The organism is Vibrio ruber DSM 16370 (assembly GCF_900163965.1).
Lineage (GTDB): Bacteria > Pseudomonadota > Gammaproteobacteria > Enterobacterales > Vibrionaceae > Vibrio > Vibrio ruber.
Genome location: NZ_FULE01000046.1, coordinates 1 through 14,268 on the forward strand (window position 1 = coordinate 1; position 14,268 = coordinate 14,268).

General features: G+C 43.9%; 14 protein-coding genes and 1 pseudogene. 13 read left to right on the forward strand and 2 right to left on the reverse strand.

Going from position 1 to position 14,268, the window contains the following annotated elements; translation table 11 throughout:
* Positions 1 to 221 (forward strand): annotated as a pseudogene (locus VR7878_RS21310) (IS4 family transposase); the annotation flags it as partial.
* Positions 222 to 276: 55 nt separating this feature from the next.
* On the opposite strand, the gene VR7878_RS15940 reads toward VR7878_RS21310, so the two are convergent.
* Positions 277 to 843: a porin family protein gene (locus tag VR7878_RS15940; protein ID WP_077337037.1), complete on the reverse strand. Its 567-nt coding sequence runs from the start codon at positions 841 to 843 to the stop codon at positions 277 to 279.
* Between the two features lie 630 nt (positions 844 to 1,473).
* On the opposite strand from VR7878_RS15940, the gene sbmA reads away from it, so the two are divergent.
* The 4 genes from sbmA to VR7878_RS15955 all read left to right on the forward strand — a co-directional run bounded on the left by sbmA (position 1,474) and on the right by VR7878_RS15955 (position 4,472).
* Positions 1,474 to 2,748, forward strand: coding sequence for a peptide antibiotic transporter SbmA (gene sbmA / locus VR7878_RS15945; RefSeq protein ID WP_077337038.1), 1,275 nt, complete (start codon positions 1,474 to 1,476; stop codon positions 2,746 to 2,748).
* Between the two features lie 324 nt (positions 2,749 to 3,072).
* A complete protein-coding gene (locus VR7878_RS21245; RefSeq protein WP_162841943.1) occupies positions 3,073 to 3,243 on the forward strand; it encodes a hypothetical protein in 171 nt (56 codons plus the stop codon).
* 234 nt (positions 3,244 to 3,477) lie between these two features.
* Entirely contained in the window at positions 3,478 to 3,924 is a 447-nt protein-coding gene (locus VR7878_RS15950) for a MarR family winged helix-turn-helix transcriptional regulator (protein ID WP_077337039.1), read from the forward strand.
* A 125-nt stretch (positions 3,925 to 4,049) separates the two neighbouring features.
* On the forward strand, positions 4,050 to 4,472 hold the full coding sequence (locus tag VR7878_RS15955; RefSeq protein ID WP_077337040.1) for an organic hydroperoxide resistance protein: 423 nt from the start codon (positions 4,050 to 4,052) through the stop codon (positions 4,470 to 4,472).
* 98 nt (positions 4,473 to 4,570) lie between these two features.
* Here the strand turns inward: VR7878_RS15955 and trxC are convergent, their stop codons facing one another.
* Positions 4,571 to 5,008 (reverse strand): thioredoxin TrxC, encoded by a 438-nt coding sequence (gene trxC, locus VR7878_RS15960; protein ID WP_077337041.1) that lies wholly within the window; start codon positions 5,006 to 5,008, stop codon positions 4,571 to 4,573.
* Between the two features lie 265 nt (positions 5,009 to 5,273).
* On the opposite strand from trxC, the gene VR7878_RS15965 reads away from it, so the two are divergent.
* The 8 genes from VR7878_RS15965 (at position 5,274) to hisP (ending at position 14,246) form a co-directional block, all read left to right on the forward strand.
* A complete protein-coding gene (locus VR7878_RS15965; protein WP_077337042.1) occupies positions 5,274 to 5,654 on the forward strand; it encodes a SpoIIAA family protein in 381 nt (126 codons plus the stop codon).
* A gap of 302 nt (positions 5,655 to 5,956) precedes the next feature.
* Positions 5,957 to 7,588 carry a methyl-accepting chemotaxis protein gene (locus tag VR7878_RS15970; protein WP_077337043.1) on the forward strand — a complete coding sequence of 544 codons (1,632 nt, stop codon included), beginning with the start codon at positions 5,957 to 5,959 and terminating at the stop codon, positions 7,586 to 7,588.
* Positions 7,589 to 8,089: 501 nt separating this feature from the next.
* The gene (locus tag VR7878_RS15975; RefSeq protein WP_077337044.1) at positions 8,090 to 9,835 is read left to right on the forward strand and encodes a methyl-accepting chemotaxis protein; all 1,746 of its coding nucleotides are present in this window, start codon (positions 8,090 to 8,092) and stop codon (positions 9,833 to 9,835) included.
* A gap of 103 nt (positions 9,836 to 9,938) precedes the next feature.
* Positions 9,939 to 10,598 carry a glutathione S-transferase family protein gene (locus tag VR7878_RS15980; protein WP_077337045.1) on the forward strand — a complete coding sequence of 220 codons (660 nt, stop codon included), beginning with the start codon at positions 9,939 to 9,941 and terminating at the stop codon, positions 10,596 to 10,598.
* Between the two features lie 517 nt (positions 10,599 to 11,115).
* A complete protein-coding gene (locus tag VR7878_RS15985; protein ID WP_077337046.1) occupies positions 11,116 to 11,895 on the forward strand; it encodes an ABC transporter substrate-binding protein in 780 nt (259 codons plus the stop codon).
* Between the two features lie 73 nt (positions 11,896 to 11,968).
* Positions 11,969 to 12,655, forward strand: coding sequence for an ABC transporter permease (locus VR7878_RS15990; protein WP_077337047.1), 687 nt, complete (start codon positions 11,969 to 11,971; stop codon positions 12,653 to 12,655).
* On the forward strand, positions 12,652 to 13,371 hold the full coding sequence (locus VR7878_RS15995; RefSeq protein WP_077337048.1) for an ABC transporter permease: 720 nt from the start codon (positions 12,652 to 12,654) through the stop codon (positions 13,369 to 13,371). The genes VR7878_RS15990 and VR7878_RS15995 overlap by 4 nt, the downstream gene beginning before the upstream one ends.
* Before the next feature lie 101 nt (positions 13,372 to 13,472).
* The gene (hisP, locus tag VR7878_RS16000) at positions 13,473 to 14,246 is read left to right on the forward strand and encodes a histidine ABC transporter ATP-binding protein HisP (protein WP_077337049.1); all 774 of its coding nucleotides are present in this window, start codon (positions 13,473 to 13,475) and stop codon (positions 14,244 to 14,246) included.
* Positions 14,247 to 14,268: the final 22 nt, after the last annotated feature.

Consider the following 14,268-nt stretch of genomic DNA (forward strand, 5'->3'; position numbering starts at 1 on the left):
AACTCAGTTTTACCAGTTGTTCCATGGCAATCACTCAGTTTTTTGCAACTTTACCGCTGACAAGTCCAGGTAATATCCCAAAACATTATGAATCCTTATTGGAACAAATGAGCTACTTTAAGCTTCCACCAAGGCGGGAAGACAGAACTTACCCAAGGTGGGTAAAGCCAAAACCCAGAAAGTATCCACATAAAAAGAACAATGCCAGTCAGCTTAACTGACTGGCATTACTCCTGAGAGTGCTTTTTAGATAAACTTCTATTTCTTGAATATGATTTAGAAACGATATTCTGCACCAATGGTTGCTTGTTTTAAATCAGTGTTGGTATCTGCGCCATTGTTAATATCATTGGCATTTAAGTCAACGTCATACCAAGTATATTCTGCATTGACTAAAAAGTTGTCTGTGACTTTAAATCCAACACCGGCACCAGCAAATACAGCCTCGTCATCTTCATCACCACTGACACCTAAGATATCGTAATCTGTGGTGTACCAAAGCTGGCCGCCTTTCGCGTAAAGTTCTACGCGATCACCAATCGGCGCCGTTAATTTTAGCGCGGCTGTATAACCGTCGGTTTCAGCGCTTGCTACGTTACCACCATACGAACCGAAGTCGATATAACTCCCTTCAATACCAATGTAACGATTTAATTTGAAACCAATGAGTCCTTGCATCACATCGTTGTCATCATCAAAATCGTCTTGGCCATCAATCTTGACGTAACCGTAGTTACCGCCAACATAAATCCCACTTTCATCGTCCAAAACTGCTGCGTTTGAAATGGTGCTGAACGTTGTTAAAGCCATGGTACTCGCTAGAATTGGAAGGATCTTTTTCATCTTTTTACTCCTAGTGATTTTGAATAAGTCATCATCGTTGATGCGCGACTGTTGTTTAGCGAAAGCTACATATTTTAAATAACAGCAACCATGCCAACATAATAATTTTCACTAAAATTAAAATATCATGTCCATAATGGTTATATTTTTTCTGGCGTTTGCTAAAACATACTTTTAATTTAACCGAAAAAAATTATGCCATGTTATTACTTTGTCATGAGTAAGTTAAAGTTGGACTTGAATATTCAGAGTGTATGGTTAGCACGTTATTTATAAATGCTGATTTTTTGTGTGTTGTTTAAACAGTGTTGACACACTTTAGATGGAAATCTCTCCACTCAATCGTCATATACAGGGAATTTTCATTCGTTCTGTTGGTCTTAACGAACGTGCTCAATCGGCTTCATGGTGATTGCTGAATATAACCGATTGTCCACACGAAGAAAAGCTGCGGTGGTTTGTTTGATATCGGATGTCTGTCTGACTCTCTGACAAGGATCTGTTGTGAGTGAGAAAGATTGCATGTCACCGCGGAATCGTGAATATTAATGCTGCGATTTATTTTACCGTGCTTCACGATGTTGCCATCAGCACGATAACTATCCATAAAATCAAGAAGAGATTGATATAGTGTTTGATTCTTTCTTTCCGAAACCTAAATTATTTTTCCTTAGCTTTGTGATTTGGGCATTACTGTGTGTGATCTGCTGGTACACCGGTGGGCGTGAGTTAGGTGCTGATTTTAGCCTCGGCTATCTGGTCGGGATGGGGTTTCCACCGCCGCTTCTTGTGGACGCCGCTCCTGCGGCTCAGGCTGCTTTTCAACAAGCACAGGAGAGTGCGACTAATGCCTGGCTGTATCAATATATGTTTGTCTGTTATGCCCTGTTTATTGGCGTCTGGTTCAAGTCCGGTGGGCAAAAATGGGCACGCTGGTCTGTTGTCGGGTCTGGTTTGATCGTATTTATTACTTGGTTTCAGGTCGAAGTCAGTGTGATGCTCAATGAATGGTATGGTAATTTTTATAACCTGATCCAGAATGCACTGACAAATCCCAACAGCATTACTCTCGGTGAGTTTTATGGTGAACTGACAACCGTTGCCGTGATTTTGCTTATTGCCATTATGGTCGCAGTTTGTAATCACTTTTTTGTCAGTCATTATGTGTTCCGATGGCGTACCGCAATGACGGATTATTATACTGCTCGTTGGCAACAAGTCCGCCATATTGAGGGGGCATCACAGCGGATTCAGGAAGACACGATGCGCTTTGCTTCGATCATGGAAAGTTTAGGGGTCAGCCTATTAAATGCGGTGATGACACTGATTGCTTTTTTGCCCATTTTATGGGGGCTCTCCGGCCATGTGAAAACCTTGCCATTCGTTGGTGAAGTATCTCAGGGGTTGGTCTTTGTTGCCATTATCTGGTCAATCATCGGTACGGTATTGTTAGCGGCTGCCGGGATAAAATTACCGGGATTAGAATTCAAGAATCAACGGGTTGAGGCCGCCTACAGGAAAGAATTGGTCTACGGTGAGGATCATGAACATCGTGCTGAACCGCAAACCTTAAAACAATTATTCAGTGATGTCCGGCATAACTACTTCCGCCTTTATAAACATTATGTGTACTTTAATATCGTCCGTTATGGTTACTTACAGGTTGGCTCATTCATTCCGATCATTGCTCTGGCACCGTCGATTGTCGCGGGGGCTTTTACATTGGGGGTCATGCAGCGAATTATCAATGCATTCGGGCAGGTTGAAAGCTCCTTTCAATATCTGATCAACTCATGGACAACGATTGTTGAATTATTGTCCATCTATAAACGTCTGAAAGCATTCGAAGATCAAGCGAATGATTTGGAAAATATCCCGCTCATCGAAAATCCGGCTGAAAACTAATCTTATCAAGGGCTTCTGCTAGGAAGCCCGAGTTATCCGCTGTGTTCTCTTCTGGCCTTTACTGTAAATATGACAGATCCCTGAATGATCGGGTGTGGTTATTGTTCTACTCGATTATGAGAGATTCCTTCCGCAGTTGATGACGATTTTGACATTTGCATTACACAAACGACATTATGTTATTACATTATATTTTTTCCTGTCACGATATCCTTGGTTAACAGAAGGTGCTTTCGTTGCAGACACAAAAATGGGCGGAAGATGGATGCGAAGCCGTGCTATGCTTTTGCCTGAGACGTTCAGTCAATAGAGAGGAGAGTATCAATGAAATATGGACTGATTGCTATATTCGCGTTGTTTTTGAGTGCTTGTTCTTCAACTTGGAACGGTGTGAAAGAAGACTCTTCTGCAATATGGGACACAACCAAAGAGAAATCGAGTGAAGTTTATCATTCAACGAAAGAAGCAATTCATGAGGCCACCGCTGAAGAATAACTTGTTCTCGCTATGATTTGATTGGGGTTTAACTGACCCGATATGTGTTGGACGCTGTTGTTATCGATGTCATTTTGCCGACATTGAGTATGGATGGATAAAGCGTTCTCAACAGCAGCGTATCTCTGATTGGCAGCCCACTGAACATAATACAGACAATCCCAGTCGTTTAAACGGGTCGTTATGCCGTCAACGTCTGATAGAAGTAGACCTGAGAAAAAAGAAGTAGAAAGAATGCCTGATAATAACGCTTTATTGCTGGATAACCAGCTATGTTTTGCCCTTTATTCGACCTCTTTGGCGATGACCCAGATGTATAAACCGCTATTGGAACCGCTGGGGCTAACGTATCCGCAATATCTCGTGTTGCTGATTCTTTGGGAGCAAGATGGTATCGGTCTGAAAGATATCGGTGAGCGATTAGGACAGAAATCCGGTGCTTTAACCCCCGTGATTAAGCGGATGGAGCAAGAAGGGTTGATCGATCGCACCCGACAGCTACACGATGAGCGTTCATTGAATGTGCGTCTGACCCCGAAGGGGCGGCAACTGAAATCCGAAGCAATGAAAATTAATCAGTGCCTCCTTGAGGCTTGTGGTATACCCACTCGGGAACTGATTGATATGAGAGATAAAATTACGACATTAAGAAATAACTTACTCAAGCACCAGCCCAAGTAGGTAATCTGTCAAAAAAATATATTGCGCAATAACTATTATTGCAATAATATTGTCTCATGAAAGAGAAAAGCTGTGGGCTTTTTTTAATTTGAATAATTATCGCAATAACTAACTGGAGGTTAGTCATGAATATTCTATATACAGCACAAGTAACAACCACAGGCGGACGTGACGGAAAATCTGTTTCTGACGATAACAAATTACAAGTGAATCTTAGCACCCCGAAAGAATTGGGGGGTGCCGATGGTGAAGGAACAAACCCAGAGCAGCTTTTTGCTGCGGGCTATTCTGCCTGTTTTATCGGTGCGATGAAGTTTGTCGCGATGCAGGAAAAGATCAAATTATCTCAGGATCTGAGTGTGACGGCAAAAGTCGGCATTGGTCAAAATGAGGCTGGTTCCGGTTTCGGGATTGATGTCGAGTTGCACATTTCTCTTCCGAATCTTGAGCGTAGCGTCGCACAGGCGTTGATCGAAAAAGCGCACCAAGTGTGCCCATATTCAAATGCCACTCGCGGTAATATTCGGGTTGAATTGGTGCTTGTATAACATCTTGAATGTGACATCTATGTCTATAGTGAAGATATAGCAAGGACAGGCACGCTTAGCGTGCCTGTCTGCTTTCGGTCGAAATATCACCCAATCTTTTATTGGCTTTTCAGCGACTCATCCAGCCACGCATTAAACTGAGAATAAGGTAGTGCTCCGTTGATCGTATTAAGCCGTTGCCCGCGGTGAAAGACCATGACCGTTGGAATACTGCGAATCTGAAATTGCGCTGCCAGTGTCTGTTGCGCCTCAGTATCAATCTTGATAAACCGAACCGCCCGGAGACGTTCTTGTGCCGTTTGCTCAAAGATCGGCGCAAACCCGACACACGGGTTACACCAGGGGGCCCAAAAGTCGACGACCACAGGGGTATCACTATTCAAAATGGCCTGAAAATTATCGACTGTCCCTTCAACAGGTAAGCCGTCAAGGAGGAACTGTTTACACTTACCACAGACCGGGAGCTCAGAAATACGCTCGGTGGGGACACGATTCATCGCCCGGCATGATGGACAGCGGGTTTTTATACTGGTCATAGGACGCTGACTTTAATCACTCGGTGAATAGGAAGTCATAAATTAGCACCAAATAAAAGTCGATAACAACCATGAATTAAGCATGGAAAAGCGTATACCTCTGGCGTGTGGTTGCCGATTGTCTGCTTTGATTGAATGGTTCGTTTATGCTGAATTTGTGGGATGGATCCATGCGCTTTTTTACCGGATAGCATATGCTTAAAGGATAATATATCTTAGGGTGGTTATTTGGTAATTTTGTCTCTGATACTTGATGGAGGTTAGGATGGCGTATAAAAAGCATGGCCTCACCATTGGACTGGAACGGGTCGATCACGAATTTTTTGTATCGATTAAAGCCGTCGGGACATTAACGCATCATGATTATGAGATGATCACACCACTTCTCGATGCTGCACTGGTCAAAGTGAATACTCCGAAAGTCGATGTGTTGTTTGATGCCTCCGAGCTGGAAGGATGGGAGCTTCGGGCCGCATGGGATGACTTCAAACTGGGGCTGCAACATGGTGCGGACTTTAATAAAGTCGCACTTTATGGTCATCAGGACTGGCAAGCTCTGGCAGCGCAGGTCGGAAGTTGGTTCATCTCAGGAGAGATCCGCTATTTTGACAATCATGATGAAGCGATTCGATGGTTGCAGGATTAACCGAACCGTGAAAGACGATTACTGTGATATGGGTCAAAGTTATGCTTTGGCCCATATTTTTATTACATGAATTTTATCGATTAACTTAACAATTTATTTACACTGGGTTGGTTTTAATTCCATTTTTGCAGGTCTGCACTCTCTAATTGTGCTTTTTATCACTAGACTTTAGTCATACATCCACTATTCAAATCAAACACTGAGCGTCATGTTGGTCATTTAAATTTCATCGCATTGGGTCTGTTTCGTATTCGAATAATAAGAAGTTTTACAGAAGCTGATGCACATTATTTTAGGATGCCATGATGTTTAGTAATTTTACCATCCGTATGCAGCTCGGCCTGTCTTTGGCCTTTTTAACTGCGATCATTGTTTTTTCCGGGTTACAAAACCGGAATTCACTGAACCTGCTGGAACGTAATATCCAACTATTTGCTGAACCTCTGAGAAAAGCTCAACGGGATGTGCTCAATGCTGACCGCGATTTGTATCAGGCGCTGAAGGGGCAGCAAGATGCGCTGCTGACGAATGACGAGAAGATATTAAAGGGAGCACACGGTGACTATCAGGAAAATGCTCAACAAGCTTATGAACGTATGCAAAACTATTTGCAATATATGAATGAGCGTCAACAAATTGTTGCGCAATTCAATGACTTCGACCGTATTTTTAAAGACTGGAAGGATCAGTCCGATCGGGTGTTTTCACTGATAGAAAAAGGTGATAAGACGCAGGCTTACACAAAATTTATCGAGTCTGAAAAATATTTTGAGCTCCTACGTAACGAGTATGATAAAGCCGGAGAGCTGGTCGATCAGCTGGGAAATGAACTCTATGGGCACTCAAGTGATGTTGTCGGACAGAGCATTTTCTGGAATATGATGATTTCTCTCATCTCGGTGGTGATTGGGCTGATATTGGTATTTTTCATTCCCAAAGCGATTACGTCTGCGATCTATTCCGTGAAAGATAAGATCGATGACTTAACTCAAGGGGATGGTGACTTAGTGAGCCGCTTGACGGTGAAGAAAAAAACCGAACTGGGAGATTTGTCTTCAAGTGTGAATCACTTGCTGGAGCAGCTCCAACAACTGGTGAAAAGTGTAATTGACGGGGTTGAGAAGCTGGGGGCGGATACCAGTCATCTTCAGGATGTTGTCAGTAAGACCGAAACGATTGGTCACAATCAGCAACAGCGACTGGAACTGCTATTTCAAGCGTTTGAGCAAATCAATCTGGCAATTCAGGAAATTACGACCAATGCACAGCATACGTCTTCTAAAAGTGAGGAGGCCAATCGCGCTGCGAGTAGTGGTATGACACTGGTGGATAAAAACGTCGCGTTGAACGATAAACTGTCAGTGAGTTTTCAAGAAGCCAGTCAGAAAATGTCATCACTTGCCGCAGATTCTGACAATATTACTTCAGTGCTGGATGTGATTCGTGGCATTGCTGATCAAACGAATCTACTGGCATTGAACGCTGCAATTGAAGCGGCACGAGCCGGTGAACAAGGACGTGGTTTTGCGGTTGTCGCTGATGAAGTAAGAACGTTGGCACAACGGACACAATCTTCGACAGAAGATATTCAGGAGATGATATCCGGCCTTATCACCGGCGTGAATGAAACGCAGGCGGCCATTCAAGGCGGGGAAGATGCTGTCACTGAATCAGTCGGTATGGCTGATGAAATGAGACATGCATTTCAGGAAATCAGTGAACTGATTTCCACGGTTCAAGAAATGAATATTCAGATAGCGGCAGCGACAGAAGAGCAGAGTTCGGTGATTGTCGATGTGAATCAAGGCATCTTTGAGCTGAAAGAACTGTCGGATAAAGCCACCAGTGTCCATCAGCGTGTGGCCGATACCGGTAATGTGGTGGCCGATATTTCGTTGCGCCTTTCTAACCTTGTGAGTCAGTTTAAAGTGTAGTTATCAGCGAAAAGATGAGCCGTAACACGGTACATCGGGGATGAAGCATTTTGTATAGGGGAGAGAGTCATGGACTCTCTCCCCTAACTTATTGTGTTTGATTGCATATTGACAATTTTTCTACAGTAACAGCGAACTGAAAAGAATGAGGGAGATCCCAAATACAGGGACTTTAAATTGATTTATATTCACTTTTGGCTGCAAATTGCCAAAAATGTGATCAAAATTTTTAAAATAGTGTTTTGAGCTAAAATTTGACAAATAATTGTCAGTTTATTGGACAGTACGATTTTTTAGTTTTTGCGAATAGGTGCCACGAATTACAGAATCTGTTCCGGCTGTCGATATACGTCGTATGATGTTTAAAAATGTCGGATATGACATTTTTTTGATATATCTAATTGTTATAATTTAAATGGAATACTTTTTGTTGATATACCACATTATGGAATGTAGCGACTGTTGTTGGCTACAAATTTGAGAAAGGGTCATGGATATAGTATGAAAAAGGTATCATTTAAAGCTAAATTGCTTGCCATCGTTGTTGCGATTATCTGTGTGACGATATTCACCGCCTACGTGAGTGCTAATTTTTATATCAGTCGCTATATACATCAAAGTGATAGTCAAGTGATCCGGACACAGATTGACACGATCCGTTCTGTGGTGGAAGGAAAGCTGAAAGACAATATCGTGCTGGCTCAGTCAACGAAGTTCAGTTTTTACGAGGTCAAACAGGCAATAGAAAAAACCGGCTTCAAAGATGCGATTAAAGTTGCCTTCGGTATGACCATCAACCGGGATGGTGCCATTAAAGATCCTCAGGCAGCGCAACCATATATGGATATCTTTAAACAGGCGAATGGTGAACTGACCGTCAGCGATGTTTTTATGGATGATGGTAAACCAACCATTACCATCACCGTGCCTGAGAACAAAGACTCCGGTAACATTTTCTACATTGATCTCTCTTATCTCGGTAATCTGCTCAGCTCAATGTCTACTGACGGCAGTTATCTGGAGTTGGTGGATGACAAACAAACGCAGATTTTTTCCAATAAGATTGAGGGGCATGATCTGACCCCACTGAATGCGAAGATTAATGTCGCCGGAAAAGAGTGGATACTCACCGGATACATCGATAACGACTATATTCAAAATGACACAGATGAATTGAACGGTAACATTACAATTGCGTTGATCATTGCCGCGATTATTTTGATCCCGATTGCGATTTTCCTGATTAACTGGGTGTTCAAGCCAATCCTTTTGTTGAAGAATTTGATTGCTGATCTGGCGAATGGAAATGGTGACCTGACCCATCGTTTGACGGTGGATTCAAAAGATGAGCTGGGCATGATTGCGGATGGTATCAATCAGTTTATCGAAAATCTGCAGAATATGATGCGACAGGTGAGGGAATCGACAGATACGATTAGCCGGGAAATCGCCCAACTTGAAGAGCAAACCGATTCGAATAGTAAGCTGCTTCAGTCACACAGTCAGGAGATTGAACTGACGGTGACCGCCGTGAACGAAATGAGTTCGACGGCATCTGTCGTGGCAGAAAATGCGGCCAACACCGCAAGCCAGACCGAAGCAACCAATAGTGAAGCTGAGCATTCTAAAGAGGTTGTCCAACGGGCTGTTGCACAAGTCGGTGCATTGGCAGAAGAAGTGGAAGAGACGGCGCGATTCATTGCTGATATGAACACCCATACAGAAGAAATCGGTAAATTGCTGGGTGAAATCGGCGGGATTGCTGAGCAGACTAACCTACTGGCTTTGAATGCTGCGATTGAAGCGGCGAGAGCCGGAGAACAAGGGCGTGGTTTCGCGGTAGTTGCGGATGAGGTGCGGGCGTTAGCTTCGCGGACTCACCGGAGTACCGAAGATATTGTCCAGATGTTGGAACGCCTGAAAGCCGGAACAGCAACCGTGGTTTCCAGTATGGAATCAACCCGCAACAGCTGTCGGACAACAGAAGAGTCAACCACTGTCGTGGTGTCTTCATTGGATAAAGTGACATCGTCAGTTAATGAAATTAATGACCTGTCGATTCAGATTGCAACATCAGCTGAAGAACAAAGCAGTGTGACCGAAGATATTAACCGCAGTATGGTCGCTATTCGTGAAGTGATGCATACCATTAACGAGAATGGTGACAACACCGCAGAGACAACCCGTCGTCTGATTACCATCAATCAGCAATTATTAGCGATTGTTAATAAGTTTAAAATTGAATAATTTGTGTCATGATGACTATCCGGCCTGAGCGTCAGCTCAGGCTGGTGATTTTCTCACCCGCATTCCATTCCTTATTTCATTTTGCCAGTCTTGGAGGGCATCAATGAAGCTATATATTGGTAATAAAAATTATTCAACGTGGTCACTCAGACCATGGATTTTATTGGCAAAATCAGACATTTCGTTCGATGAAGTGCAGCTATCGCTTGATACGCCACAGTTTTACACAGCTTTGGCATCCGTGACTCCGACACTGAAAGTTCCTTGTCTGATCGATGGTGACATTACGGTATGGGATTCGCTCGCAATCTGTGAATATATCAATGATACCTATCTTTCAGGAAAGGCATGGCCTGCCGATCCGAAGGATAAAGCCACCGCGCGTTCACTGGCGGCAGAAATGCATTCAGGTTTTTCGGCACTGCGTCGTGAAGCGCCGATGAATATTCGTGCGACTCGCTCATTGAAGTTGTCTGAAGCTGCGCAGCAGGATCTCAAGCGGATTGAAGCCATTTTTGCCGGGCAGATGACACGTTTCGCGGATCAGGGGGGATGGCTTTTCGGTCAGTACTCTATTGCTGATGCGATGTTTGCGCCGATAGTGATGCGCTTAAAAACGTATCAGTTGAGCTTCGGAGAAACAGCTCAGCAATATGTGAATCATGTATTGTCGTGCCCGGTGTTGCAGCAATGGATTGATGCTGCGCTTGAAGAAACTGAAATTGTTGAGGCTGATGAAGCCGGAGAGCCTGTCAGTCAGTGAGTCATACCGGGGCATCATGACTGAACGATTTGAGATCTTGATGCTTCTGTTTCACAAACGTCGATTTTGAGCCAGCAGCGATGCTAAATCGACATATCTTTTCGCGGGCTGAATACCCATTGAAAGCTCGCAACAGATTCCACTATCAATCAAGTCAATATGCCGTATATCTGTTTGTATTCATTCCAGAACGAATGAATACAAACTGGTGCGGTATTTTTTATTTTTAGCTTATTTTTGTTGTTTAATTGTGCATTAATAGTGAAAAAATTGTTATTCTGCATTAATATAGTGCATGAACGTGTCTTAATTGTGCATATATAAAATATCGATAAAATTGAAAATATCAGAAGCACTTTATATTTATATGCAGTAGAATCCCCGTTTTGAGGCATTTATTTAAGTATTCATGCATTTTAGGTGTTTAAATATATTCCTTCCTCTGAGGTTGGAAAGAATAGCCGCCGATGGCATGAATTGTGCTGTTTTCAATGTTTATCATATATGAGATATCACTATGAAAAGAATAACGAATTTGAGTCTGCTTCTGCTGACTCTCGCTGCTCCTTTTGTTCAGGCTGCGGATCAGCCGCTGGTTCGGTTGGGTGTTGAACCTGGGTACGCACCTTTTGAGATGAAAAAGCCAGACGGCACCCTGACCGGATTTGATATCGATTTAGGGAAGGAAATATGTAAGCGAATTGATGCGCATTGTGTCTGGGTTGAAAGTGATTTTGATGGCCTGATCCCTTCTCTGAAAGCGAAAAAAATCGATGCGATTCTCTCTTCTATGTCGATTACACCCCAGCGTCAGCAGGAAATTGATTTTACAGACAAACTGTATGGCACGCCTGCCCGTTTGATTACGCCTAAAGGTGTCTCTCTGCAACCGACGGCTGCATCCTTAGGTGGTAAACGTGTTGGTGTTTTTCAGGGCACCACGGCTGAAACTTATGCAAAAGAGCAATGGGCATCCAAAGGGGTGGATGTCGTGACTTATCAGAATCAGGATCTGGTTTATGCCGATTTAGTCAATGGTCGTCTTGATGCTGCATTTCAGGATGCTGTTGCCGCGAGCGATGGCTTTTTGAACCGTCCTGTCGGTAAAGATTTCGCGTTCAGCGGCCCTGAAGTCAATGATGAAAAATACTTTGGTGTCGGTGCTGGGATCGGGGTACGTAAAACCGATGAGGCACTCAAAAATAAAATCAATGCTGCTTTACGCGACATGCTGAAAGACGGCACTTATGATGAGATTGCTAAGCAATACTTTGATTTTGATATTTACGGTAAATAAGCCGTCACTCCTTTCCGCTCCTTCGTTCGAGGGAGCGTTATTTATTTAGGAAGGCATTATTTAGGAAGGCATTATGCTTTATGGATATGGTGGCATTATCTTTGATGGTGCAATCATGACGATTGAACTGGCAGTTCTTTCGGTAATTTTCTCGATTATTCTGGGGTTGTTCGGGGCTTGCGCCAAACTTTTTGGCAATCGCCCGATGATCGTACTGGCTCATGTTTATACCACGCTGATTCGCGGGATTCCCGACTTAGTGCTGATGATGCTGATTTTTTATGGTTTGCAGCTGGGACTCAATCAGATCACTGAAGCTCTGGGATGGCAACAAATTAATATTGACCCATTCACCGCTGGCGTTTTGACCATTGGCTTCATCTATGGTGCCTATCTGACAGAAACGTTTCGCGGGGCTTTTCTAGCCGTTCCCAAAGGGCAGATTGAAGCCGGAACGTCCTATGGTTTTACACCGTGGCAAGTCTTTCGGGTGATTTTGTTCCCACAAATGATGCGTCATGCCTTACCGGGGTTGTCCAATAACTGGCTGGTGATCCTCAAGTCAACCGCGCTGGTTTCCATTATCGGCCTTGCCGATGTCGTCAAGGCAACGCAGATGGCCGGCAAAGGAACCTATCAGTTTTTCTACTTTACGATTGTTGCGGCTGTGGTCTATCTGATTTTTACCACCTTATCAAATCTGGCATTTTATTGGTTGGAACGTCGCTATGCATACAGCCATAGAGGTCGTTTGTCATGATTGAAATACTTGAACGCTACGGCAAAGCATTTTTGTGGACAGATGGTTACCACTTTACCGGTGTCGCTGTGACGCTATGGTTACTGGTTATTTCGGTGTCGCTGGGATTTATTGTCTCTATCCCACTGGCGCTGGCCCGGGTGTCTGAGAATCGTTGGTTGTCGTTACCCGTCTGGCTATTTTCATATCTTTTCCGGGGCACACCGCTGTATGTTCAATTGCTGATTTTTTATACAGGGGTCTATACATTAGGGTTCGTCCGTTCAACGGAGTTTCTCAACTGGTTTTTCCGCAGCGGATATAACTGCACGATTTTTGCGCTGTTTCTCAATACTTGCGCTTATACCCTTGAGATTTTTGCCGGTGCAATCCGGGAAACCAGTCAGGGAGAGATTGAAGCGGCAAAAGCATATGGCTTCTCCCGCTGGAAACGCTATCGGTGTATTGTGATTCCTTCAGCATTGCGACGTGCCATTCCCGCGTATAGTAATGAAGTGATTATCATGCTTCATTCGACATCCTTAGCATTTACGGCCACGGTGCCCGATATTCTGAAAATCGCCCGGGATGTCAATGCAGCAACATATAAATCATTTCATGCCTTTGGGATTGCAGCCATACTTTATTTAGTGATTTCATTTTTGCTGGTAGCCCTGTTCCGGCGGGCAGAAAAGAAATGGTTGCGTCATCTGCATCCGATACCAGTCAAACATTAGAACATCGATTTTTAGGTTTCCGGTGGCGGCTCACATTTGACGGGCTTGAGAATTCAGGAAACTGATTTTTTCAGGAAACCGATTGTTAAGGAACAAGCATTATGCAAAACACAAAACTGGCCGTTAGTGATCTCCATAAAAAGTACGGCCAGCATGAAGTCATTAAAGGCGTTTCTCTACAGGCAAATGCCGGTGACGTGATTAGTATTATCGGCTCATCCGGCTCGGGGAAGAGTACGCTGTTACGCTGTTTGAATTTTCTTGAGAAACCATCGGCAGGCGCAATCTATATCAATGGTCAAGAAATCCAGATGAAACGCGATTCAGACGGACAACTTAAAGTCAGTGACCATAAACAGTTGCAGCTCCTGCGTACTAAGTTGACGATGGTGTTCCAGCACTTTAACCTGTGGAGTCATATGACGGTGCTGGAGAATGTGATGATCGCTCCGGTTCAGGTGTTGGGTATCAGTAAGCAAGAAGCACGAGAAAGAGCGATTGCTTATCTCAATAAAGTCGGTATCGATGAACGGGCGCAGCAAAGTTATCCGACCCATTTATCCGGTGGACAGCAACAACGCGTATCGATAGCCCGAGCCTTGGCGATGGAACCGGAAGTGCTGCTGTTTGATGAGCCGACTTCTGCGCTCGATCCTGAGCTGGTCGGTGAGGTGCTGAAGATCATGCAGCAACTCGCTGAAGAAGGGAAAACCATGATCGTGGTCACTCATGAGATGGGATTTGCCCGGCATGTTTCAAACCATGTCATTTTTCTTCATCAGGGAAAAATTGAAGAAGAAGGGCACCCGGAAGATGTATTCGGTCAGCCGAAAAGTGAACGTTTGCAGCAGTTTCTTTCCGGTGCCTTAAAATAACGAGAAAAAGCAGCATGACAAG